This is a genomic window from Bradyrhizobium sp. S3.2.6, from assembly GCF_040546885.1.
GTDB lineage: Bacteria > Pseudomonadota > Alphaproteobacteria > Rhizobiales > Xanthobacteraceae > Bradyrhizobium > Bradyrhizobium cytisi.
On the sequence record NZ_JBEPOS010000009.1, the window covers coordinates 13,323 to 35,069 of the forward strand.

Here is a 21,747-nt window from a genome sequence, read left to right on the forward strand (position 1 = left end):
CATTGCGCATTGCAATTCTGGCCTGCACAGCCGTGGCGCCTGTTGAGCAAACCGCGGACTATCTCTAGTCTGGCTTCAACAAGAACCAGGAGACGCGCCCATGTCTGCCCCGCGCGACGATGAATTCGGCTTTGCGCCCGACTATGATTCCCCCGTTCCATATATGCAGCGGACGCGCGACTATTACAACGCGATCGGCTACGTCACGCCGTATCGCTGGGCGCACTATACCGAGGCGCCGTTCCAGAAGCTGAAGAAGCCGCTCGCGCAATCGCGCGTCACCATCATCACGACCGCGGCGCCCTACGATCCGGCCAAAGGCGATCAGGGGCCGGGCGCGGCGTATAATGGCAGCGCGAAGTTTTACCAGGTCTATGACGGCGACACCTCAAAGCAGCACGATTTGCGCATCTCGCATATCGGCTACGACCGCAAGCACACCGCGGCGACCGACAACGGCACCTGGTTTCCGCTGCCGCAGCTTTTGAAGGCCAGTGCCGCCGGCCGCATCGGCGAGGTGAGCCGGCGCTTCTTCGGCGCGCCGACCAATCGCAGCCATCGCGTCACGCTGGACACCGATGCGCCGGAGATTTTGGCGCGCTGCATTGCCGACAAGGTCGACGCCGCCGTGCTGGTGCCGAACTGCCCGGTCTGCCACCAGACCACCGCGCTGGTGGCGCGGCATCTCGAGGCAGGCGGCATTCCGACCGTGATCATGGGCTGCGCGAAGGACATCATCGAGCACGCCGCTGTGCCGCGCTTTTTGTTCTCGGACTTCCCGCTCGGCAATTCCGCCGGCAAGCCGCACGACATTGCTTCGCAAGCGCAGACGCTGGAGCTGGCGTTGAAAGTACTGGAGACCGCGAGCGGGCCGCAGACCACGATGCAATCGCCGCTGCGCTGGAGTGAGGACGCCTCCTGGAAGCTCGACTACAACAACGTCGCGCAAATGAGCCCCGAAGAGCTGGCACGCCGCCGCGCCGAGTTCGACAAGCAGAAGGAGATCGCGCGCGGCAATCGCGCCGCCTGACGTCCTCCGACAAAATAGAACAACGAGGGGAGAGAGACGTGACGCGACCGTTCGAGGGCGTGAAGATCCTGGACTTCACGCAAGTGCTGGCCGGCCCCTATGCGAGCTACCAGCTCGCGCTACTGGGCGCCGACGTCATCAAGGTCGAGCGGCGCGAGGGGGAGGACATGCGCCGCACGCCGCTCGCGCGCGAATGGGCGGGGCGCGGGCTGGCGCCGGCCTTCCAGGCCATCAACGGCAACAAGCGCAGCCTGACGCTGGATCTGCAAAAGCCCGACGCCGTCGCGATCGTGAAGAAGCTCGCCGCGACCGTCGACGTCGTCATGGAAAACTTCCGCCCCGGCGTGATGGACAAGCTCGGCATCGGCTACGAGGCGCTCTCGGCGATCAATCCGAAGCTGATCTATTGCGCGGTGTCAGGATTTGGCCAGACCGGCCCGGATCGCCTGCGGCCCGGCTATGACGGCAAGATGCAGGCGCTCTCGGGCATCATGGCGATCACGGGGCATCCGGAAACAGGGCCGACTCGCGCCGGCTTTGCGGTGTGCGACGTTCTCTCGGGCGCAACGGCCGCCTTTGGCGTATCGAGCGCGCTCTACCAGCGCGACCGCACCGGCAAGGGACAGTTCATCGACGTCTCCATGCTGGAGGCGACGATGGCGTTTCTCTCCGGCCAGATCGCGGACTGGTCGGTCGCCGGCCATCGCCAGCAGCTCTCGGGCAACCAGGCGGTGAGCCGCAAGACCACCGCCAATCTGTTCAAGGCGGGCGACGGTTACATCCTGCTCGCCGTCAACAACGAAAAACAATACCGCGCGCTCATGTCTGCACTCGGCCGCGAGGACACGCTGTCCGATCCGCGTTTCGCCGACTGGTTTTCGCGCAACGAGAACGAGCCCGCGCTGCGCGCCATCATCGAGGAGGCGCTTGCCGCAAAGCCTGCGCGCGAATGGGAGACGATCCTGGAGGACGCCGGCGCGCCCTGCGCCAGCATCTGGAAGATCGAGGAGGTCATCGACCATCCGCAGATCAAGGCGCGCGGCGCGATCCAGGAGCTCGACACGCCCTATGGCCGCCTGCGCTTTGCCGGCAGCGGCTTCAAGCTCGCGCACGGCGGCGGCAGACTGGACCGGATGGCGCCGGAATTGGGTGCGGATACGGATTCGGTGCTGGGCGAATTGGGGTTCGATGCGGCGGAGATCGCGGCGTTACGGGCGCGGGAGATTGTGTAGAGGGGGACCGCCTAAAACAACGACCCCTGCCCCTCGTCGGAGGACGCAGCAGCAACCTTCCGCGCGATCTTCCTCGGCTTCGCGGCCTCGGCTTCCATCTCTTCCGCGCTGATCGGCAAGAGCAGCTGTTCGTCGTCATTGGCGACACGGTTGACGCGGGTGGAGACCGGGTGCCAGGCGAATTCGCCGCGGCGCGGGGCCGTCATCAGCGGCAGGATCGCATCGACCTCGTCACTGCTGCAATCGAGCCAGCGTTCGAAATCGCGCGGACTGATGGTGACAGGCACGCGGTCATGCAGCGCGGCCAGATCCTCGCCAGCCGCCGCCGTGACGATCGCCACCGTATCGAGCTCCTCGCCGTTCGGCCCGACCCAGGTCTCGAACACCGCGGCAAAACCGAGCGGCGCACCGTCGGCGTGACGGATGAAGAACGGCTGCTTGCGGCCGTCGATGGACTTCCATTCGTAATAGCCGTCGGCCGGGATCAGCCCGCGCCGCCGGCGTATAGCTCTCTTGAACGCGGGCTTCTCCAGCGCCGTCTCGGAGCGAGCATTAATCAGGAGCGTAAAGCCCTTGGGATCCCTGACCCAGCCCGGCAGCAGACCCCAGCGCATCAGGCGGAAATGGCGCGCGCCATTCTCGACCAGGACGACCGGTACCGGTTGCGTCGGCGCGACATTGTACCGGGGCGGGAAATTCGGCTGCTCGATATAGCCGAACAGCTGCCGCAAAGCCGCGGGGGCCGAAGTTATGACGAAGCGTCCACACATCTTGGGGCGTCCATATAGGGTCCGTTCAGGTCCTTTTAACCCCGAACGTTAACACTGCGGCGGATGAGCTCAACGGCCTCCCAACCCGCGACGCGCGCACAGACGGGCCCCGAAGCCGCGGCCTGGGCCGACCGGCTGCGCGTGGCCAACATCAACCCGCGGACCGGGCTTGCCACAGACTATCTCAACCATTTCAATGAAGCCGTGATGCTGCTCGAGATGGTCCCGGACATGCCGGAATGCGCGGAAGATTTTTTGACCTGGACGCCGCTGTCCTATGCCGAGCATTTCACCGCCTCGAACTTCAAGGCGCGGGATCTTGCGATCGAAGCCTATGAGAAGGCCGAGCCATCCGTACGCGCCCAGTTCGACCACATCACCGACACCATGACCTCGATTCTATCAGCGGTCGGCTCGGCCATGCGCGAGGTCGAGAAGGACACAATCCGCGTCCGGCTCGCCGAGCAGGCCACCCTCTGGGTCAAGCCGCTGATCGCGGCCTGCGGCGGCATCATCAATGGCGGCGCGGAAGCCGACGTCGACACCATCATGGCGATTTGAGCCAAGTAGCTGAAGACAAGTACCTGAAGACAAGTAGCTGAAGACAGGTAGCTGAAGAAATGGCCTCGGTCGCCCAGCCCACCCACCCCCAGATCGCGGTCAGTGCGGCCATCTTCCGCGACGGCAAGGTGCTGCTGACCCGCCGCGCCCGCTCGCCCGCCAAGGGGTTCTATTCGTTGCCTGGCGGCCGGGTCGAATTCGGCGAATCGCTGCACCAGGCGCTGAGCCGCGAGGTCGGCGAGGAGACCGGGCTGGAGATCGAGATCGTCAGCCTTGCCGGCTGGCGCGAGGTGCTGCCGGCCGCACCCGGTGCCGGCCATTATTTGATCATGTCATTTGCCGCCCGCTGGGTGGCCAGGGAACCTGCCCTGAACGACGAGCTCGACGATTACCGCTGGATTGCCCCGGACGCTTTGGGGAGCCTTGGCGGCCTCAAGCTGACCGGGGGGCTGGAGGAGATCATCCAGTCCGCCCACCGGCTGATCGGTCCCTGAGCGCCCCGCCTTGCGTCATCAGCCTTGAGGGGGCATACAGCCCGCCGATGTCGACGCGATTTCTGGCCATTTTTGTCCTGATTCTCGCCTGCGCTTCCGCGCCCGCCCGGGCCCAGGACGTGGCGGCGCCGTTCGACGCCGATTTGCAGCGGCTGGCCGAGATCCTCGGTGGCCTGCACTATCTGCGCGGCATCTGCGGCACCAACGAGGGCAACAAATGGCGCAGCGAGATGCAGGCGTTGATCGATGCCGAAACCCCCGCCGGCGAGCGCCGCACCCGCATGATCGCCGGCTTCAACCGCGGCTATAACGGCTTTCAGCAGACCTACCGGAGCTGCACGCCGGCGGCGACGGTGGCGATCCGCCGCTATATCGAGGAAGGCTCGAATATCTCGCGGAATCTCACGGCGCGTTACGCGAACTGAGTTCGCGGGAACCGTGTCATCGACTTTGTTCACAGCCGTTAACCGTTCCTAAAGATGTGGCCTAGCGGTCGTTAATGCGCGTGCTACACCACTTGCACCAGCGCATCGCCGTGGATCGCGCCCCAGCCCTGATTGAGATTCATGAGCCAGCCGATTTCCTACGCCCCCGCCCGCGCGCCGCTGCCCGATCACGAGCAGAAACAAGCCGCACTGAGCTATCTCAACGAGGCCTGGGCCGAAGCGCGCCATGATGGCGTCGACGGCGATTGCCTGGCGCAGGCGAGCCTGTTTGCGGCGCTTGCCGAGCTCGTCGGCACCTATGGCGAGGACGCGGTGGCGAAATTCGTCGAGGGCTTTCCTGCGCGCATCCGCAACGGCGAATTTTCGGTCTGCCTCGCAAGGCAGTAAAGACCGCCAGCAACGCCCTGCCACACAAGCGCGCCCTCCCTTACGGCTCGATCTTGAGCGTCGCTCTCATGTTGGGATGGTAGCGGCAGTAATAATCGACGGTTCCTGCCTTCTTCAGAACTGACGTCGCCGACTTCCCCGGCGGCAGCGTGACGTCGAAATCACCGTTCTTCGCGGTGGCGGTGTGGGCGAAGACGTCCTTGTTGATCCATGCGATGGTGTCGCCAACCTTCGCTGACACCTTAGCCGGTGAGATCACGAGATTCTCCATCGTGATCTCTATCGTCGCGGCGCGCGCCGGAACGACCATCGCCGCGAAGACAAGCGCCACAGCGATCGAAGACAGCCGTCCCGACATCAACGCAAGCTCCCTATTTCAGCTCGGCCGCGACGTGCTCGGCATGCTGCTGATGGCCCTGAAAGATCTTCAGGCCGGTCTGGAGCAGGCTCTTCAGCTCGGCATTGCTCGCGGACGGAATGAGCTGGGTCTCCAGCGCGCCGTTGACCGTCTTGTGATAGGCGACCTCGTTCGCGACATAGGCCTTGTCGAACGCAGCGCCGTCGAGCTTGTCGAGCTCGGCCAGCTTGTCGCTCGCCTGCTTCGACAGCGCCTTGCTAGTGTCGTTATCCTCCGGCGTGACGTTCAGCTTCTTGACCAGCGCGAGCGCCTGCTTGTTGACCGCCTCGTGGTCGCGCAGCATGTCCTCGGCAAACGCCTTGACGTCCTTGTTCCTGGCTTTTTTCTCCGCCTGCTTGGCAGCGTTGATGTCGATCACGCCGGCGGTGTAGGCGATGTGGGCGATCTGCGGATCGGTGAGCTTGTCGGCAGCGCTCGCGCCTTGCAGCAGCACGGGGCTGGACAACAGAATGGCTGCGGCGATCGCCGCGCTCCAACGAACGAACATGGTTTGACACTCCTGTGCTGCCGGACGTTTTTCCGGCGTTGCTTCACAGGAATTGGATGGGAGTTTCGCGCAAACGTTCCCGAAAAAATTCAGCCGCCGATCCCGAGACGCTTCAGCACCGACACGGTCAGGCGCTCGCAACGCCAGCCGGCAAACGGGAAAGCGTCCATCATCACCGGGCCGATCTCCTTCTCGACATTTTCGCGCAGCATGGTGCGGGCGCGGTGCAATCGCGTCTTCACCGTCTCGGGTTTGACGCCGAGCAGATCGGCGGTCTCCTCGATGTTCATGCCCTCCATGACGCGTGCGACGAACACCATGCGGAAGACGTCCGGCAACTCGTCGATGGCGCGTTCGACGACGCGCTGGATTTCACGTTGGGCCATGGTCCTTTCCGGATCGCCTGCGGGAGAAACGGGAAATTTGATGATCTGCGCCTCGAGCGCGGCTTCGGGCACCGAACCGAGCTCGACATGCGGCCTGGCGCTGCGCGCCCGGCCAAGCGCCTCGTTGATGGCGATGCGGGACAGCCAGGTCGACAATCCGGACTCGCCCCTGAAGCCGTCGAGATGGGTGAAGGCGCGGACATAGGTTTCCTGCACCACGTCCTCGGCTTCGCTGTCGTTGCGCAGGATGCCGCGCGCGAGCCGGTAAAGCCTGCGGTTGTTGGCCTGCATGATCTCGCGGAGCGCGGCCTCGTCACGGCCCCGCGCGCGGTCGATCAGCTCGGCTTCCGATGATCTGGCGCCGGCGGACAGGCCGGCTGCAGTCCGTTGCATGGCGGTCACCTGCTCGTTTCCGTTAGTTCCAGACATTGGATGCAGGCTGGCAGGGAAGGTTCCCAATTTTCTTACCCTGGAGGGCAAGATTCGCCGCCTAATCCGTCTCGATCGGCAGCGCCGGGTCCCTCGCCCACTCGCCCATGGAGGCATCGTAGAGCGTCAGCTTGTTGTAGCCGAGCTGCGTCAGCAGAAACAGGTCGATCGTCGCCGAGATGCCGCCGCCGCAATACAGGATCACGTTCTTGTCGCGCGTGACGCCCTGGGCGGCGAATTTCGCCTCGGCATCAGCGAGCGTCGTCAGGGTCTTGTCAGCATTCACGAGCGTTGCAGCCGACACGTTGACGCTGCCCGGCACGCGGCCGGGCCGGCCGTAGCGGCTCGGCTCAAGACCTTTATGAAACTGCGGCCCGAGTGCGTTGACGGTGACGGCCGAGGGATCGCCGATACGCGCCTTCACGGTCGTCTTGTCGACGAAGAATCCGGCGCGCGGCGCGGCCTTGAAGATCGTCGCCGGATAGCCCTTCGGTGCGCCTGTCACGACAGGCCGCCCCTCTTGCTTCCATTTGTCGAAGCCGCCGTCGAGCACCTGTGCGTCGACGCCGAGCGAGCGCAGCATCCACCAGAACCGCGTCGACCACATCACGGTGCCGATGCTGTAGAGCACGATGGTCTTGCTTGCATCTGCGCCGTGGCGACCGAACGCAGCTTCGAGCTGGGCCACGCCAGGCATCATGAAGAATTGTTGCGCGGAGGTGTCTGAGAACTCGCCCTGCAGGTCGAGGAAATCGGCGCCCGGGATGTGGCCGGCCGCGAACGTCTTGTCACCGGCGACGGCGCGATACGGCACGTCGCTGCCGGGTGGGACAGGTTCGTTGTAGGTCGTGCAGTCGTAGAGGCGGAGGTTCGGATCGCTGAGAATGACGGCGAGCTGCTCGGTGGTGATGAGGGCGTTTGGCTGGGACATTGTGTGCTCTCCCAATTTGAGCTTGCGCTTCGAGGCACACTGTCATTGCCCGCGAAAGCGGGCAATCCAGTATTCCAGAGGCTGCAGTCGTATCAGCCAACTCTCTCCGCGGCGTACTGGATGCCCCGGTCAAGCCGTGGCATGACAGCGGAGCGAGAAGCCCCTACTGCTTCAGCGTCTCCAGGAATCGCACCGGCTCGCCCTGCGAGGCCGTCACCAGCTCGCCCTGCCACATCACGCGGCGGCCGCGGATGAAGGTGCCGACGGGCCAACCCGTGACGCGGACGCCATCATAGGGTGTCCAGCCGGCCTTGGATGCCACCCATTTGTTGGTGATGGTCTCGTTGCGCTTTAGATCGACAATCGTGAAGTCGGCATCGTAACCGGCGGCGATGCGGCCCTTGCAGGCCATGTTGTAGAGGCGCGCGGGACCGGCGCTGGTGAGATCGACGAACCTTGCGAGCGACAGCCGGCCGGCGTTGACATGGTCGAGCATCAGCGGCACCAGCGTCTGCACGCCGGTCATGCCGGAGGGCGACGCCGGATAGGTCTTCTGCTTCTCCTCCAGCGTATGCGGGGCGTGGTCGGAGCCGAGCACGTCGATGATGCCCTGCTCGATGCCGCGCCAGATGCCGGCGCGGTGATCGGCGCCGCGCACCGGCGGGTTCATCTGCGCCAGCGTGCCGAGCCGCTCGTAGCATTCGGGTGCAACCAGCGTGAGATGATGCGGCGTCGCCTCGCAGGAGGCGACATCCTTGTGGTCGCGCAAATATTCGATCTCTTCCTTGGTCGAGATGTGCAGCACGTGGATGCGTTTGCCGGTCTCGTGCGCGAGCTTGACGAGGCGCTGCGTCGCCATCAGCGCCGCGGTCTCGTCGCGCCAGACCGGATGCGAACGCGGATCGCCCTCGATGCGGAGCGCCTTGCGATCGTTGAGGCGATACTCGTCCTCGGCATGGAACGCCGCGCGGCGGCGGATCACCTGAAAGATGCGGCGCAGGCTCTCGTCGTCCTCCACCAGCAGCGCGCCGGTCGAGGAGCCGATGAACACTTTCACGCCGGCACAGCCGGGCGCGCGCTCGAGCACAGGCAGATCCTGCACGTTCTCGCGGGTGCCGCCGATGAAGAAGGCGAAATCGCAATGCATGCGGTGATGGGCGCGCTTCACCTTGTCGCTGAAAGCCGCCTCCGTCACAGTGAGCGGCGAGGTGTTCGGCATCTCGAACACGGCGGTGACGCCGCCCATCACGGCGCTGCGCGAGCCGGTCTCGAGGTCTTCCTTCTGCTCCAGCCCGGGCTCGCGGAAATGCACCTGCGTGTCCATCACGCCGGGCAGGATGTGCAGGCCCTTGCAGTCGATCACCTCGGCGGCGGAGCCTTGCGACAGCGGGCCAAGCTCGGCGATGCGACCGCCTGCGATGCCGATATCGCGAACAGCCTCGCCGTCCTGGTTGACGACGGTGCCGCCCTTGAGGATCACATCGAAACGCTGGGTCATGGCTGGAGACCTCTCTCATCCCCAAGCGCAGGGCTCGAGGTCTTGTCGTTTATGCCTTGCGGGCTTACGTTCCGGAGGACCATGTCGCAAGAGATTTTCGCATGAAATCAGCGTTTCTTCCGGACCGGGGCGTGATCAAGGTCGCGGGCGAGGATGCGCGCAACTTCCTCAACGGCCTCATCACGACCGATATCGACAAGCTCAAGCCGGGCCTGGGGCGATTCGGCGCGCTGCTGACGCCGCAGGGCAAGATCATCGTGGACTTCCTGATCACGGAAGTCCCCGCCGGCCATGGCGGCGGGTTCCTGATCGACTGCCCGAAGGCGCTGGCCGACGGCCTCGCCACCAAGCTGAAATTCTACAAGCTGCGCGCCAAGGTGACGGTGGACATCCTCTCCGACGATCTCGGCGTGCTCGCGGCCTGGGACGGCCAGCTGGCGGCTCAGCCTGATCTCGCCTTTGCCGATCCACGCAACGAGCATCTCGGCACTCGCATCCTGATCCCCGAGGATCTCAAGCAGAAACTCTCAGACCTGATCGGCGCCGAGCTGGTCGATGCCGCCGACTACGAGGCGCATCGCATCGCACTCGGCGTGCCGCGCGGCGGGCTCGATTTCATGTACAGCGATGCGTTCCCGCACGAGACCAATATGGACCGCCTCGCCGGTGTCGATTTCGACAAGGGCTGCTATGTCGGCCAGGAGGTCGTCTCGCGCATGCAGCATCGCGGCACCGCGCGCACCCGCAGCGTGAAGGTACTGCTCGAGGGCTCCTCGCCCGAGGCTGGTGTCAGTGTCATGGCCGGCGACAAGTCCGTCGGCACCATGGGCTCGTCGGCGCAAGGCAAGGGCATTGCGCTGGTGCGCATCGACCGCGTTGCGGACGCGCTCGACGCCGGGCAGCCGCTGACCGCTGGCGGCCTCGCGTTGAAGCTGGCAGAACCTGATGTCGTCCGCATTCCTGCAAAGCAGCCCACCGCATGAGCCGTGCTCCCCGCCTGCATCCCGACGGAAAGACCCGCTGCCCATGGCCCGGCGAAGATCCGCTCTATGTCGCCTATCACGACATCGAATGGGGCGTGCCCGAGTATGACGACCGCGCGCTCTATGAAAAGCTGATCCTCGACGGCTTTCAGGCCGGCCTCTCCTGGATCACGATTTTGCGCAAGCGCGACAATTTCCGCAAAGCGTTCGACGATTTCAAGCCGGAGAAGATCGCGCGCTACAACGACAAGAAGGTGCACGCGTTGATGAACGACGTCGGCATCGTGCGCAACCGCGCCAAGATCGACGGCGCGATCCTCAGCGCAAAATCCTATCTCGACATCATGGAGAAGGGTCCCGGCTTTTCGAAGCTGTTGTGGAATTTCATGGACGGCCGGCCCAAGGTCAACAATTTCAAGACCACGGCAAGCGTGCCGGCCTCGACACCTTTGTCGGTGCAGGTCTCCAAGGAGCTGTCCTCGCGCGGCTTCAAGTTCGTCGGGCCGACCATCGTCTATGCCTTCATGGAGGCGACAGGCATGGTCAACGACCATCTCGTCGACTGCCACTGCCACGCGACCTGCAGCAAGATGCAGCGCAAGCCGCGCCTCAAGGCCAAATGACGGCCGGGAAGACTTCACGCGACGTGGCTTCCCGCGCCTGGCAGCGCATGCTGTCGGGCCGGCGGCTCGATCTGCTCGATCCCTCTCCGCTCGATGTCGAGATCGGCGACATCGCGCATGGGCTCGCGCGCGTCGCCCGCTGGAACGGGCAGACCATTGGCGCACATATCTTCTCGGTGGCGCAGCACACACTGCTGGTGGAGACCGTGCTGCGGCACGAGATGCCGCGCGTCGATCAGCGCATGCGCCTCGCCGCGCTGCTGCACGACGCGCCCGAGTACGTGATCGGCGACATGATCTCGCCGTTCAAGGCGGTGCTCGACGGCCATTACAAGGCCGTGGAGAAGCGCCTGCTCGGCGCCATCCACGTCCGCTTCGGCCTGCCGCCCGTTCTCGCGGACGAGATCACGCTGGCGATCAAGGCCGCCGATCGCGGCGCGGCCTATCTGGAGGCGACCGAGCTCGCCGGCTTCAGCGAGAGCGAGGCGAAGCGCCTGTTCGGGAGGGATCCGGGCCTCTCCGACAACGTCCGACGCGACTATCTGACGCCCTGGACGGCGGCGCGGGCCGAGAAGCAGTTTCTGGAGCGGTTTGGCGCCGTGTTTGCGTAGGTGCTGTCATGGGTCGATGGCGCTACTAATTCCGTCGTCGTCCCGGCGAAGGCCGGGATCCATAACCCAAGGGAGAAGTTGCGGTGCGAAACTGACAACCACGAGTCTTCGCAAAACCCGATCCTGTGGTTATGGGTCCCGGACTGCACTCCGCTTCGCTGCGTTTGTCCGGGACGACGGTGAGGCTTTGCCCACTCTACGGTCGCGGCTATAATCAAGAAAAAGGTCCCCCCATGATCCACGTCTGTTCGCTCGCCGCACTTCCCGAAACCGTCCGCCGCACCGGGGCCAGCCATGTGCTGACGGTGATGGCGAATGTCGAGCAGGTGGCGCGGCCGGTGTCGGTGCTCCCTGCCAACCATCTCAAGGTGTCGATGGACGACATCACCGAGGAGATGGACGGTTTCGTCGCGCCCTCGGAGACGCATGTCGAGCAGGTGCTGAATTTCGTTCGCGGCTGGGACCGCAGCGCACCGCTGGTGGTGCATTGCTATGCCGGCATCAGCCGCTCCACCGCAAGCGCGTTCGCCACGGCGTGCGCGCTCAATCCGAATCGCGACGAGATCGAGATCGCCAAGAAAATCCGCGCGGCCTCCCCGATCGCCTCGCCGAACCGGCGCATCGTCAGCCTGGCTGACCGCGCGCTGGGGCGCAACGGCCGCATGTTGCGCGCGCTCGACGAGATGGGCCCGGGCGCCATGATGGTCGAGGGCCACCCCTTCGTGATCGAGCTCGAATGACATCAGCGATCGTCACCGAATGAGCGACAAGCTGCTGACGCCGATCGAGATCGGCCTGACCGCCGCGATCGTCGCGATCGAGGAGCATGAGCCGCTGGTGCTGACCGCGCGCGGCGGCGACGGCTTGACCGGACTGCCGTTCGGTCCGTTCGATGCGCCGAGCCATCGCACCTTCGAGATCGGCCTGCGCGCCTGGGTCGAGGAACAGGCGGGCTTGCGGCTGGGCTATGTCGAGCAGCTCTACACTTTTGGAGATCGCGGCCGCCATGCGGAGACAGGCGACACCGGCGCGCATATGGTGTCGATCGGCTATCTCGCGCTGACGCGCGCCGCCGAAGGCACTGCGAACGCGGCGAGCTTCGAGCCCTGGTATCGTTTCTTCCCCTGGGAAGACTGGCGCGAGGCGCCGCCTGCGATCATTGCCCGCGACATCATCCCGGCGCTGACCGCATGGGCCGAGGAAGAAACGCCGGAAACCACACGCGCGCTGCCGCGAAAACATCGCGTACGCTTCTATTTCGGCCTCGAGGGTGCTTCTTGGGACGAGGAGCGCGTGCTCGATCGCTATGAACTCCTGTACGAGGCAGGCTTGGTCGAGGAGGCGCGGCGCGACGGCCGGCCGGCGGCATTGGCGCGCAGGACGCTCCCCGCGCTCGGCACCTCCATGCGGTTCGACCACCGCAGAATCCTCGCCACGGGAATCGCGCGGCTGCGCGCGAAGTTGAAGTATCGTCCTGTGGTATTTGAACTTTTGCCCGCCGAGTTCACACTCACTGAGTTGCAGTATACGGTGGAGGCGATCTCCGGCCGGCACCTGCACAAGCAGAATTTCCGCCGTCTGGTCGAAACCGAAGCCCTGGTCGAACCGACCGGCGTGATGTCGACACAGACCGGCGGGAGACCGGCGGCGCTCTATCGCTTCCGCCGCGACGTGCTCCAGGAGCGGCCGGCGCCCGGCTTGCGCGTGCGCTCCCGGCGCTAGATCCAAGATTTGCGATCGGCCCCCGCCCGCCGATTGCCTGGAGGCCTTAATGTTCGACGCCCCGTTCGACGACTTTGCGATTCTCATTGCGATCGTCGCCTTCCTGATCGCGATCAAGGCCACCAGCCAGGCGACTGAACTGCGCCGGCGGATGAACTCGCTCGAGGCAATGCTGTACGCGCAACGGCAGGTGCAGCCGCCACCGCTGATGCCCACGCCGGCGCCCGAAGCGCCCGCGACAATTGCCGCGGAGCCACCGCCGCTCGCGCCCGAAACCGAGCTGGCGCCGCCGGTCACCGAACAAGTTACGCCGCCTCCGTTCGAGGCGAGCACCGACAATATCGCGCCTCCCGTGCCCGCCGCAGAACCGGGCTTCGAAGAACGGCTCGGCACCCGCTGGGTAGTGTGGATCGGCGGACTTGCGCTCGCACTCGGCGGCTTCTTCATGGTGCGCTATTCGATCGAGGCCGGCCTGGTCGGCCCCGGCGTGCGCGTGTTCCTCGGCGGCCTGTTCGCGCTCGCTTTGCTGGGCGCCGGCGAATGGACGCGGCGCAGGGAGAGCATCTCGACGATCGCGGCGTTGCCGATCGCCAACATCCCCGCGATCCTCACCGCGGCCGGAACCGCGGTCGCGTTCGCAACGGTGTATGCGGCCTACGCGCTCTATGACTTCCTGGTGCCCGCCACGGCCTTCGTGCTGCTCGGCCTCGTCGCGCTCGGCACGCTCGCGGCAGCCCTGCTGCACGGGCCGGCGCTCGCGGGCCTCGGCGTGGTCGGCGCCTTCGCGACGCCGGTGCTCGTCTCTAGCGGCAAGCCGGACTATTGGGAGCTCTACATCTATCTGGCCATCGTCACCGCCGCGAGCTTTGGCCTCGCTCGTATCAGGCTGTGGCGCTGGCTCGCGGTCACCACCATTGTCTTCGCCGTGCTCTGGATATTCCCGGGACTCGAAGCGAGCGATTTGCAGGTCGCGCCGCATGCGTTCCATGTGATCGCCGGCTTCGTGCTCGCCGCGCTGCTCGTCGTCTGCGGCTTCATATTCGGCCCTACCATCGAGGACGGGCAGATCGAGCCGGTCTCGTCGAGCGCTCTCGGCGCCTATCTGTTCGGCGCGATGCTGATCGTGCTGTCGAGCGCGCATGCCGATCTCGCGCTGATCGCCTTCACGTTGCTCGTTGCGGCGACGTTCTTCGTCGCCTGGCGGGCAGAGGCTGCCGTCGGCGCGCTGGGTGCAGCCGCTGCGACCGTGTTCATCGTGTTCGCCGAATGGGCCGTGCGCGCCAATCCCGACATGTTGGTGCTGCCGGGCGGCCCCATGCCCGGCATCACGCCGACCGCCACCGACAGCGCAGTGACGCTGCACCTCGTGATGGCCGCGATCTTCGCCGCCGGCTTCGGCATCGCGGGCTTCTTCGCGCAGGGGCGCTCGAGCTCAGCGATCATTCCCGTAGTGTGGTCGGCGGCGGGTGTCGCCACGCCGATCGCGATCCTGGTCGCGCTCTATGCCCGCATCGCCCATCTCGACCGCTCGATCCCGTTTGCGATCCTCGCGGTGCTGCTCGCTGCTGCCTTCGCGGCGGCGACCGAAACGCTCACGCGCCGCGAGACCCGGCCGGGCGTTGCGATCTCCACTGCGCTGTTTGCGACCGGCACGCTCGGCGCACTGGCGCTGGCGCTGACCTTCGCGCTGGAGAAGGGCTGGCTCACCATCGCGCTGGCGCTGATGTCGCTCGGCACCGCCTGGATTGCGATGCAGCGACCGATCCCGTTCCTGCGCTGGCTCGCCGCCATCTTCGCCAGCATCGTCACCGCGCGCATCCTTTACGACCCCCGCATCGTCGGCGATGCCGTCGGCACCACGCCGATCTTCAACTGGCTGCTGTGGGGCTATGGCCTGCCGGCCGCCTCGTTCTGGGCTGCGAGCATCTTCCTGCGACGACGCGGTGACGACGCGCCGCTGCGCATGGTGGAGGCGGCCGCGATCCTGTTCACCGCGCTGCTCGCCTTCATGGAGGTTCGCCATCTCGCAACCAGCGGCGACATGATCGCAGCGCCGTCACTGCTCGAAGCAGGCCTCCAGGTCTGCGTGTCATTGGCCATGGCGATCGGGCTGGAGCGATTGCGGCTGCGCAGCCACAGCATCGTGCACAACGTCGGCGCGGTCGTGCTCACGGCAATCGCCGGCTTCATCAGCGTGTTCGGCTTGCTGTTCCTGGAGAACCCGCTGCTGTGGCGCATCGATGTCGGCGGCGCCGTGTTCAACCTGCTGCTGCTTTGCTACGCGCTGCCGGCGGTGCTGATGCTACTGCTCGCCTATGCGGTCGCCGGTGCGCGCGGCAAAGTCTATGCGAACACCATCGCGGGTGCCGCCCTTGTGTTTGCGCTGTCGTACCTGACGCTGGAGATCCGCCGCTTCTATCACGGCCCGTTGCTCACCAGCGGCGAGACCACGGGGGCGGAGCAATACAGCTATTCGATCGGCTGGCTCGCCTTCGGCGTCGTGCTGCTCGGCATCGGCCTAACAGTGAACTCCGAGCGGGCGCGGCTGGCGTCGGCCGCCGTCATCGCGCTGACGATCCTGAAGGCCTTCGTGATCGACATGTCGACGCTGACCGGCGTCTACCGCGCGCTGTCGTTCATGTGTCTCGGCATCGTGCTGGTCGCGATCGGCTGGCTGTACCAGCGCATCCTGTTCCGGCGGCAGGCTCCGCCGGTTCAACAAACAGGCAGTTGAGGATCAGGCCGCGCGGACCGATTCAAGGAACTGCGCGACCTCGACCTTGAGGCGCGTACTGTCGGTCGCGAGCGATTTCGCCGCCGACAGCACCTGCGTCGAGGCCGAGCCGGTCTCGATCGCACCGCGCTGCACGTCGGTGATGTTCATCGAGACTTCCTGCGTGCCGAGCGAGGCCTGCTGCACGTTGCGCGAGATCTCCTGCGTGGCCGCGCCCTGCTCCTCGACCGCGGCGGCGATCGCGGAGGATACTTCCGACAACCGCTCGATGGTACCGCCGATCTCCTGGATCGCGCTGACCGATTCCTGCGTCGCCGCCTGGATGCCTGCGACCTGCGCCCCGATTTCGCCGGTCGCCTTCGCGGTCTGCTCCGCCAGCGCCTTGACCTCGGAGGCGACGACGGCGAAGCCGCGGCCGGCTTCGCCTGCGCGCGCCGCTTCGATGGTGGCGTTCAGCGCCAGCAGATTGGTCTGGCCCGCGATGGTGTTGATGAGCTCGACGACGTCACCGATGCGGGAAGCCGCCTGCGACAGCTCGTTGACGCGCGCATTGGTGCGCGCCGCCTGGTCGACCGCTTCCGCGGCCATGCGCGCCGAATCCTGCACGCGACGGCTGATCTCGGTGACGGAGGACGACAGCTCTTCCGAGGCTGACGCAACCGACTGCACGTTGGTCGATGCTTCCTCGGACGCCGCGGCGACCGCCGTCGCGAGCTCCTGACCGCGCTGCGCGGTATTGGTCAACGTCGTTGCGGACGCCTCGAGCTCGGTCGAGGCCGAAGAGACGGTACCGACGACTTCGCCGATCATGGCCTCGAACTTGCGGGTGATGGCATCGACGCGGCGTCCGCGTTCGATCTTGGCCTCGGCATCGCGCGCGGCCGCCTCGTCGGCGGCCCTCTTGGCGATCAGCGCTTCCTTGAAGATCTGGAGCGCATCCGCCATCGAACCGATCTCGGTCTTGTCGCCACGGTGCGGCACCTCGGCCGAGAGGTCGCCCTCGCCGAGCGACTGCATCGGCTTGATGATCGAGGCAATGCCGCGCGAAACGTCGCGGACGAGATAATAGGCCGCGCCGATCGCGATCGCGACGGAAGCGATGATGATGCCGACCAGCACGCGGAAGATCGTGGCGTAGCTGTCGGCCGCCTGCTTGGTCTCCAATTCGGCGCCGCGGTTGTTGAGCTCGATGTCCTTCGTCAACAACGGATCGGCGGCCTGGGCCATCTTCGCGACCTTGGTCTGCAGCAGCTCGTTGGCGTCGGCCGGGAACTTGCCGGGGCTCTTGCGCGATAGCGCCATCACGTCCTGCACACCGTTCAGATACTCGCCCCAAGCCGTCGTCCATTGTCCGTAGATGGAGCGCTCCTCGGCGGTCGTGATGAGCGCCTCGTAGGTCTTGCGGGTCTGCTCGATGCGTTCGCGCAGCGAGGCGAGGCGCTTTTCGGCCGCTTCCTTGCCCTCGGCGGTGTCCTGCATCAGGTGCAGACGGAGCGCGACGCGCAGCTCATTGACATCAGCGCGGATCGAGCCCAGCGCACGGACGCTCGGCAGCCAGCTTTGCGCGATCTCGACGGTGTGGGAATTGATGTTCTGCATGGTGCCGATCGCCACGACGCCGACGCCGGCGAGCGAGAGCACGAGGACCGACAACACGGTCAGAAGCTTGAAGACGATCGACAACTTCGACATCACGACAATCCCGATGATACGTAAACGCACAAGTCGCCCGCGCCGCGACCGTCGCGGCGGACGGGGCGGTGGTCATTCCAACGATGCTGGCTGGTTCTTATCCGGTAGGATTGCGCTCATAGTTGCAAACAGGCGTTAACAAGAACCTAGGGGAACCACTGATTTGCCGATTTCCGACACTTAGCCCGACTGCAATCATTTTGTTGCGGCCGCACCGATACCCCGTCACGCCACACCCCCGCACCGGTGCAATACAGCATTGGGATGTGACGACCTGCGCCGTCAGGCCGCCCGCACCGAATCCAGGAAGCGCGCGACCTCGCTCTTCAGCCGGCTGCTCTCCTGCGACAGCGATTGCGCCGCCGAATGGACCTGGGCCGACGCAGCCCCGGTCTCGCCCGCGCCGCGCTGGACTTCGCCGATATTGGCCGATACGTCCGAGGTACCCTGCGCGGCATGCTGGATATTGCGAGAGATCTCCTGCGTGGCGGCGCCCTGCTCCTCGACAGCGGCGGCAATGGTCGAGGAGATTTCCGACATCCGCGCGATGGTGTCGCCGATCTCCTTGATCGCGCTGACGGAGTCCTCCGTCGCGGTCTGGATCGCGCCGATGTGCTGGCCGATTTCGCCGGTTGCTTTCGCGGTCTGCTCGGCCAGCGCCTTCACCTCGCTCGCCACCACGGCAAACCCCCGGCCCGCCTCACCGGCGCGCGCCGCCTCGATCGTGGCGTTGAGAGCCAGCAGATTGGTCTGGCCGGCAATAGTGTTGATCAGATCGACCACGTCACCAATGCGCCCCGCGGCCTTGGTCAACTCGCCGATCCGCGCATTGGTGCGCTGCGCCTGCTCGACAGCGACGTCGGCGACGCGCGCCGATTCCTGCACCTGACGGCTGATCTCGGAGATCGACGACGTCATCTCCTCGCTCGCTGACGACACCGACTGCACATTCGCGGACGCTTCCTCCGAGGCCGATGCTACCGAGGTGGCAAGCCCGTTGGAGCGCTCTGCCGCGCGCGTCAGCGTATTGGAAGAGGCTTCGAGCTCGGTTGCCGCCGATGAGACGGTCTCGATGATCTCGCCGACTGCGCCTTCGAAATCATCGGCGAGCCGCTTCATGTCCGCCTTGCGCTGCGCTCGCCGTCGCGTGTCGGCTTCCGCCTGCTCGGCGCGCAGCCGCTCGGCTTCCGTCATGTTGGTTCGGAACACCTCGACCGCACCGGCCATCTCGCCGATCTCGTCCTGGCGTCCGACGCCGGGTACGGCAACCGAGAGTTCGCCGCGCGCAAGCCGCGTCATCGCGTCGACCATGCCGGACAATGTCTTCGAGATCGAGCGTCCGAGCAGGAAGCCGACCACGGTGAGCACCGCTACGGTGACGAGGAACGCGATCATCATCCACATGCGCACCGCGTCGCGGGTCGCCGCTTCGGCGGCGTCGGCCTGCTTGTCGAGACGCTCGACCGCGGCTCGCACCTCCCGCATCCCGGGCTCGAGCTCGCGGAACGTCTGCATCATGCTGGCATCCAGGGCCGCACTCTGCTGCGCGGTCTCCGCCCAGGCCGCGAACTCGGACAGGTATTTCTGGAGCTTGGCCGTGACGTCGTTCATCACCGTCGTCGGGACTGCGACGACCTCGATCGCCTTGGCGAATTCAGCGGCGGCCTTCTTCACCTCGGCAATGTATTTTGGGTCCCGCCGCAACATGAAGTCCTTCTCGTGCCGGCGCATCATCAGCATCCAGCTCGTCGTCCTGGGATCGTCGATCTCCTTCAGCTTCGCCTCGATGTCATGCACCGCGGCGCGTAGCGAACCGGACAGGCCGAGCGTCTCGTTCAACCCGAGCCTGGTTTCGGCAGCGACCAGCGCGTTGAAATCCGCAGTGTAGCGCTTGAAGCCCTCCTGGGCCTGCTTCGTCTTCTCGGACAGGGCGCCCATACCGCCTGCCGACATCAGCTGTTCGACCTCGTCGAAATCGCGGTTGATCGGGCCGATAAGCTCGGCATGCGACTTGCCATAGCTCTCGTTGCGGCGCTGCTGAAAATTCTTCTCGTTGCGGCGAGCCTCCAGCATCTCGATCGAGAGCTGCTTGTTGAGGTCGGCGATCGCGCGGGCGCGGTTGGCAATTTCGCGGGAGGCGTCCTGGGAGAGGCTGCCGATTTCATAGATCGCACCGAAGGCGACGAGACCGACGAGGCCGAAGAGTCCGATCGCCATCACCTTATGGGTCAGGCGGATGGAAAGGCCGCTCATGAATGTGCTCCAAAGCGCTATGACGTAATAGAGAAGGGCGACTCAACGCCCGGAATATTGCGGGTATCATGCCTGCGTCGCTTTTCCGGAAGGTTAACCCTGCATCTCATTCGTCGCAGCGCCGCAACATGCGCGCGAGCAAACGCCACGCAATTGCGCGCGGCGGTTGCTAGCTTGAGTCTGTTGAGATGGCGCCGTCAGGCTGCGCGAACGGTGCCCAGGAACTTGCTGACCTCGACCTTGAGACGGGTGCTGTCGCCGGACAGCATCTGCGCAGCCGATAGCACCTGTGACGACGCCGAGCCCGTCTCGCTCGCCCCACGCTGTACTTCGGTGATATTGGACGACACCTGCTGGGTACCCTGAGCCGCCTGCGCCACGTTGCGGGAAATCTCCTGCGTGGCTGCGCCCTGCTCCTCGACGGCCGCGGCAATGGTCGAGGAAATCTCGGACAGTCTTTCGATGGTGTCGCTGATGTCCTTGATGGCACTAACCGATTGCTCGGTCGCGGCCTGGATGCCGGCGATCTGCTGCCCGATCTCGCCGGTCGCTTTCGCCGTCTGCTCGGCCAGTGCCTTGACCTCGGAGGCGACCACGGCAAAGCCGCGTCCGGCTTCACCGGCGCGCGCCGCCTCGATCGTGGCGTTGAGCGCCAGGAGATTGGTCTGGCCCGCAATCGTGTTGATCAACTCGACCACGTCGCCGATCCGCGCTGCCGCCTTGGACAACTCGCCGACGCGCTCGGTCGTGTTGCGGGCCTGACCTACGGCCTCGCTCGCCACGCGCGCGGATTCCTGCACCTGACGGCTGATCTCGGTGATCGAGGACGATAGTTCCTCGGTCGCCGACGCGACCGACTGCACATTAGTGGAGGCTTCCTCCGAGGCCGCCGCAACGACGGTGGTGAGCTGTTGCGTGCGCTCCGCGGTCGAGGTCAGCGTCGTGGCGGACGCTTCGAGCTCGGTCGAAGCCGACGATACAGTGCCGACAATTTCGCCGACGGCGCCTTCGAAGCTGTCAGCGAGCCTGCGCATCTCCAGCTTGCGCTGCTCGGTCGCGATCTGATCCTGCCGCATCTTGGCTTCCGCTTCCGCGCGCGCCTTCTGCTCGGACACGATCTTGAATTTCTCGACGGCGCCGGCGACCTCGCCGACCTCGTCCTTGCGGCCAAGTCCCGGCAGCACGACAGAGAAGTCGCCGTCGGCGAGCTTTTCCATCGCAACCGTCAGTGCCCGCATGGGACGCGCGATGCTGAAGACCGAGAAGATGCACGCAGCGATCAGGAGCAGCGCGACCAGCACGCCCGTGATGAACGACGTCCGCGCGACGGACGCGGCTTCCGCTTCTGCTTCCGCGCGAGTTTCGGTGGCCCTCTGCTTGGCAAAATTGGTGATCTGGTCGGCCAGCACGGAGATCTCTTCGTTGATCGGCGCCAGCGTTTCCCTACGGACGCGGTCGACGTCGGCGGTCAGCTTGGCGAATTGCGCCGCCGCTTCGCCGTCCTTCTTCCCGTCGATCGCGAGCTGCTGGTTGCGGATCGATTCGATCTGCTGCTGTCCTTGGCCGAACCGGCCGACCAGCATCGTCAGGCGATCAATCCGGTTGCGATTTTCGGGCGAGCGCGAGAGCTTGGCCATCTCGCCTGCGAATTTGAGGGCGGACGTCTGGCGATCGTTGAAATAGGTGACGGCCTTCTGCATCTCGGCCGGCGAGCTCGACGTCAGGATGTCGCGAATTCCAATCTGCATCCCGCGCACCGAGGCCTTCGCCTCGGCGGCATTTTGCGCGATCGTCTGCTGTCCGGATGCTTCATTGCCGAGCTTCCGGACCTCGGCACCTCCGCTCATCTGGAGGACGATCATCAGCGCCACAAGGCCGATGGTCAGCACCGAGGTGACGGCGAGCTTGGTGCCAATTCGCAGGTTCTGAATGAACATCATTGCAATATCCCCGGGGTGCGCATTGCCGCAGCGAAGCGTGTAAACAGCCAAGGCTAACCGGCAGGTTGCTCATTAACGTTAAGCGCGGGCGCTCGCCGCGTGGGTAGAAGTACGGAAATA

21 protein-coding genes are annotated in these 21,747 nt (G+C 65.2%); 12 read left to right on the plus strand and 9 right to left on the minus strand.

Translation table 11 applies throughout. The features are described from left to right. The first annotated feature begins 100 nt into the window (after positions 1 to 100). A complete protein-coding gene (locus tag ABID58_RS17755) occupies positions 101 to 1,030 on the plus strand; it encodes a glycine/sarcosine/betaine reductase selenoprotein B family protein (RefSeq protein WP_354033586.1) in 930 nt (309 codons plus the stop codon). A 38-nt stretch (positions 1,031 to 1,068) separates the two neighbouring features. Beyond that, positions 1,069 to 2,262 (plus strand): CaiB/BaiF CoA transferase family protein, encoded by a 1,194-nt coding sequence (locus tag ABID58_RS17760; RefSeq protein WP_354033588.1) that lies wholly within the window; start codon positions 1,069 to 1,071, stop codon positions 2,260 to 2,262. An 11-nt stretch (positions 2,263 to 2,273) separates the two neighbouring features. Here ABID58_RS17760 and ABID58_RS17765 read toward each other — a convergent pair whose 3' ends face one another. Then, entirely contained in the window at positions 2,274 to 3,032 is a 759-nt protein-coding gene (locus tag ABID58_RS17765) for an SOS response-associated peptidase (RefSeq protein WP_354033590.1), read from the minus strand. A 63-nt stretch (positions 3,033 to 3,095) separates the two neighbouring features. Between ABID58_RS17765 and ABID58_RS17770 the strand changes: the two genes are divergently transcribed. From ABID58_RS17770 to ABID58_RS17785, 4 genes are all read left to right on the plus strand, one after another. Beyond that, on the plus strand, positions 3,096 to 3,593 hold the full coding sequence (locus ABID58_RS17770; RefSeq protein WP_354033592.1) for a hypothetical protein: 498 nt from the start codon (positions 3,096 to 3,098) through the stop codon (positions 3,591 to 3,593). Positions 3,594 to 3,652: 59 nt separating this feature from the next. Beyond that, a complete protein-coding gene (locus ABID58_RS17775) occupies positions 3,653 to 4,087 on the plus strand; it encodes an NUDIX hydrolase (RefSeq protein ID WP_354033594.1) in 435 nt (144 codons plus the stop codon). Positions 4,088 to 4,134: 47 nt separating this feature from the next. Further along, complete coding sequence (locus ABID58_RS17780) at positions 4,135 to 4,512, plus strand: TIGR02301 family protein (RefSeq protein ID WP_148752141.1); 378 nt, start codon at positions 4,135 to 4,137, stop codon at positions 4,510 to 4,512. Positions 4,513 to 4,653: 141 nt separating this feature from the next. Then, on the plus strand, positions 4,654 to 4,920 hold the full coding sequence (locus ABID58_RS17785; RefSeq protein WP_092227477.1) for a hypothetical protein: 267 nt from the start codon (positions 4,654 to 4,656) through the stop codon (positions 4,918 to 4,920). A 40-nt stretch (positions 4,921 to 4,960) separates the two neighbouring features. On the opposite strand, the gene ABID58_RS17790 is transcribed toward ABID58_RS17785, so the two are convergent. From ABID58_RS17790 to ABID58_RS17810, 5 genes are all read right to left on the minus strand, one after another. After that, positions 4,961 to 5,278 (minus strand): cupredoxin domain-containing protein, encoded by a 318-nt coding sequence (locus ABID58_RS17790; RefSeq protein WP_187434952.1) that lies wholly within the window; start codon positions 5,276 to 5,278, stop codon positions 4,961 to 4,963. 13 nt (positions 5,279 to 5,291) lie between these two features. Further along, complete coding sequence (locus tag ABID58_RS17795) at positions 5,292 to 5,825, minus strand: DUF4142 domain-containing protein (protein WP_148752139.1); 534 nt, start codon at positions 5,823 to 5,825, stop codon at positions 5,292 to 5,294. An 89-nt stretch (positions 5,826 to 5,914) separates the two neighbouring features. Beyond that, on the minus strand, positions 5,915 to 6,604 hold the full coding sequence (locus ABID58_RS17800) for an RNA polymerase sigma factor (RefSeq protein WP_354033596.1): 690 nt from the start codon (positions 6,602 to 6,604) through the stop codon (positions 5,915 to 5,917). Between the two features lie 97 nt (positions 6,605 to 6,701). Next, positions 6,702 to 7,571: a sulfurtransferase gene (locus ABID58_RS17805; RefSeq protein WP_354033598.1), complete on the minus strand. Its 870-nt coding sequence runs from the start codon at positions 7,569 to 7,571 to the stop codon at positions 6,702 to 6,704. Between the two features lie 163 nt (positions 7,572 to 7,734). Next, on the minus strand, positions 7,735 to 9,069 hold the full coding sequence (locus tag ABID58_RS17810) for a dihydroorotase (protein ID WP_354033599.1): 1,335 nt from the start codon (positions 9,067 to 9,069) through the stop codon (positions 7,735 to 7,737). 101 nt (positions 9,070 to 9,170) lie between these two features. Between ABID58_RS17810 and ygfZ the strand changes: the two genes are divergently transcribed. The 6 genes from ygfZ (at position 9,171) to ABID58_RS17840 (ending at position 15,742) form a co-directional block, all read left to right on the plus strand. Next, entirely contained in the window at positions 9,171 to 10,052 is an 882-nt protein-coding gene (ygfZ, locus tag ABID58_RS17815) for a CAF17-like 4Fe-4S cluster assembly/insertion protein YgfZ (protein WP_354033601.1), read from the plus strand. Next, positions 10,049 to 10,675 carry a DNA-3-methyladenine glycosylase I gene (locus ABID58_RS17820; RefSeq protein WP_354033603.1) on the plus strand — a complete coding sequence of 209 codons (627 nt, stop codon included), beginning with the start codon at positions 10,049 to 10,051 and terminating at the stop codon, positions 10,673 to 10,675. The genes ygfZ and ABID58_RS17820 overlap by 4 nt, the downstream gene beginning before the upstream one ends. Further along, positions 10,672 to 11,286 (plus strand): YfbR-like 5'-deoxynucleotidase, encoded by a 615-nt coding sequence (locus tag ABID58_RS17825; protein ID WP_354033604.1) that lies wholly within the window; start codon positions 10,672 to 10,674, stop codon positions 11,284 to 11,286. The genes ABID58_RS17820 and ABID58_RS17825 overlap by 4 nt, the downstream gene beginning before the upstream one ends. A gap of 233 nt (positions 11,287 to 11,519) precedes the next feature. Beyond that, positions 11,520 to 12,026 carry a tyrosine phosphatase family protein gene (locus ABID58_RS17830; protein ID WP_148750000.1) on the plus strand — a complete coding sequence of 169 codons (507 nt, stop codon included), beginning with the start codon at positions 11,520 to 11,522 and terminating at the stop codon, positions 12,024 to 12,026. A gap of 19 nt (positions 12,027 to 12,045) precedes the next feature. Then, positions 12,046 to 13,008, plus strand: coding sequence for an NUDIX hydrolase (locus ABID58_RS17835; protein ID WP_354033606.1), 963 nt, complete (start codon positions 12,046 to 12,048; stop codon positions 13,006 to 13,008). A gap of 49 nt (positions 13,009 to 13,057) precedes the next feature. Further along, positions 13,058 to 15,742: a DUF2339 domain-containing protein gene (locus ABID58_RS17840; protein ID WP_354033607.1), complete on the plus strand. Its 2,685-nt coding sequence runs from the start codon at positions 13,058 to 13,060 to the stop codon at positions 15,740 to 15,742. Between the two features lie 3 nt (positions 15,743 to 15,745). On the opposite strand, the gene ABID58_RS17845 is transcribed toward ABID58_RS17840, so the two are convergent. From ABID58_RS17845 to ABID58_RS17855, 3 genes are all read right to left on the minus strand, one after another. Further along, on the minus strand, positions 15,746 to 17,434 hold the full coding sequence (locus ABID58_RS17845) for a methyl-accepting chemotaxis protein (RefSeq protein WP_187434706.1): 1,689 nt from the start codon (positions 17,432 to 17,434) through the stop codon (positions 15,746 to 15,748). 282 nt (positions 17,435 to 17,716) lie between these two features. Next, the gene (locus ABID58_RS17850) at positions 17,717 to 19,687 is read right to left on the minus strand and encodes a methyl-accepting chemotaxis protein (protein WP_354033609.1); all 1,971 of its coding nucleotides are present in this window, start codon (positions 19,685 to 19,687) and stop codon (positions 17,717 to 17,719) included. Between the two features lie 197 nt (positions 19,688 to 19,884). Further along, entirely contained in the window at positions 19,885 to 21,627 is a 1,743-nt protein-coding gene (locus ABID58_RS17855; RefSeq protein ID WP_354033611.1) for a methyl-accepting chemotaxis protein, read from the minus strand. Positions 21,628 to 21,747 lie beyond the last annotated feature (120 nt).

Excerpts from the sequence above, each read along its gene's own strand:
- ABID58_RS17765 (WP_354033590.1), bottom strand. The coding sequence starts at position 3,032 with ATGTGTGGACGCTTCGTCATAACTTCGGCCCCCGCGGCTTTGCGGCAG.
- ABID58_RS17850 (WP_354033609.1), bottom strand. The coding sequence starts at position 19,687 with ATGAGCGGCCTTTCCATCCGCCTGACCCATAAGGTGATGGCGATCGGA.
- ABID58_RS17755 (WP_354033586.1), top strand. The coding sequence starts at position 101 with ATGTCTGCCCCGCGCGACGATGAATTCGGCTTTGCGCCCGACTATGAT.
- ABID58_RS17805 (WP_354033598.1), bottom strand. The coding sequence starts at position 7,571 with ATGTCCCAGCCAAACGCCCTCATCACCACCGAGCAGCTCGCCGTCATT.
- ABID58_RS17800 (WP_354033596.1), bottom strand. The coding sequence starts at position 6,604 with ATGCAACGGACTGCAGCCGGCCTGTCCGCCGGCGCCAGATCATCGGAA.
- ygfZ (WP_354033601.1), top strand. The coding sequence starts at position 9,171 with ATGAAATCAGCGTTTCTTCCGGACCGGGGCGTGATCAAGGTCGCGGGC.
- ABID58_RS17835 (WP_354033606.1), top strand. The coding sequence starts at position 12,046 with ATGAGCGACAAGCTGCTGACGCCGATCGAGATCGGCCTGACCGCCGCG.
- ABID58_RS17845 (WP_187434706.1), bottom strand. The coding sequence starts at position 17,434 with ATGTCGAAGTTGTCGATCGTCTTCAAGCTTCTGACCGTGTTGTCGGTC.
- ABID58_RS17775 (WP_354033594.1), top strand. The coding sequence starts at position 3,653 with ATGGCCTCGGTCGCCCAGCCCACCCACCCCCAGATCGCGGTCAGTGCG.
- ABID58_RS17770 (WP_354033592.1), top strand. The coding sequence starts at position 3,096 with ATGAGCTCAACGGCCTCCCAACCCGCGACGCGCGCACAGACGGGCCCC.
- ABID58_RS17830 (WP_148750000.1), top strand. The coding sequence starts at position 11,520 with ATGATCCACGTCTGTTCGCTCGCCGCACTTCCCGAAACCGTCCGCCGC.
- ABID58_RS17810 (WP_354033599.1), bottom strand. The coding sequence starts at position 9,069 with ATGACCCAGCGTTTCGATGTGATCCTCAAGGGCGGCACCGTCGTCAAC.
- ABID58_RS17825 (WP_354033604.1), top strand. The coding sequence starts at position 10,672 with ATGACGGCCGGGAAGACTTCACGCGACGTGGCTTCCCGCGCCTGGCAG.
- ABID58_RS17855 (WP_354033611.1), bottom strand. The coding sequence starts at position 21,627 with ATGATGTTCATTCAGAACCTGCGAATTGGCACCAAGCTCGCCGTCACC.
- ABID58_RS17785 (WP_092227477.1), top strand. The coding sequence starts at position 4,654 with ATGAGCCAGCCGATTTCCTACGCCCCCGCCCGCGCGCCGCTGCCCGAT.
- ABID58_RS17840 (WP_354033607.1), top strand. The coding sequence starts at position 13,058 with ATGTTCGACGCCCCGTTCGACGACTTTGCGATTCTCATTGCGATCGTC.
- ABID58_RS17790 (WP_187434952.1), bottom strand. The coding sequence starts at position 5,278 with ATGTCGGGACGGCTGTCTTCGATCGCTGTGGCGCTTGTCTTCGCGGCG.
- ABID58_RS17795 (WP_148752139.1), bottom strand. The coding sequence starts at position 5,825 with ATGTTCGTTCGTTGGAGCGCGGCGATCGCCGCAGCCATTCTGTTGTCC.
- ABID58_RS17780 (WP_148752141.1), top strand. The coding sequence starts at position 4,135 with ATGTCGACGCGATTTCTGGCCATTTTTGTCCTGATTCTCGCCTGCGCT.
- ABID58_RS17820 (WP_354033603.1), top strand. The coding sequence starts at position 10,049 with ATGAGCCGTGCTCCCCGCCTGCATCCCGACGGAAAGACCCGCTGCCCA.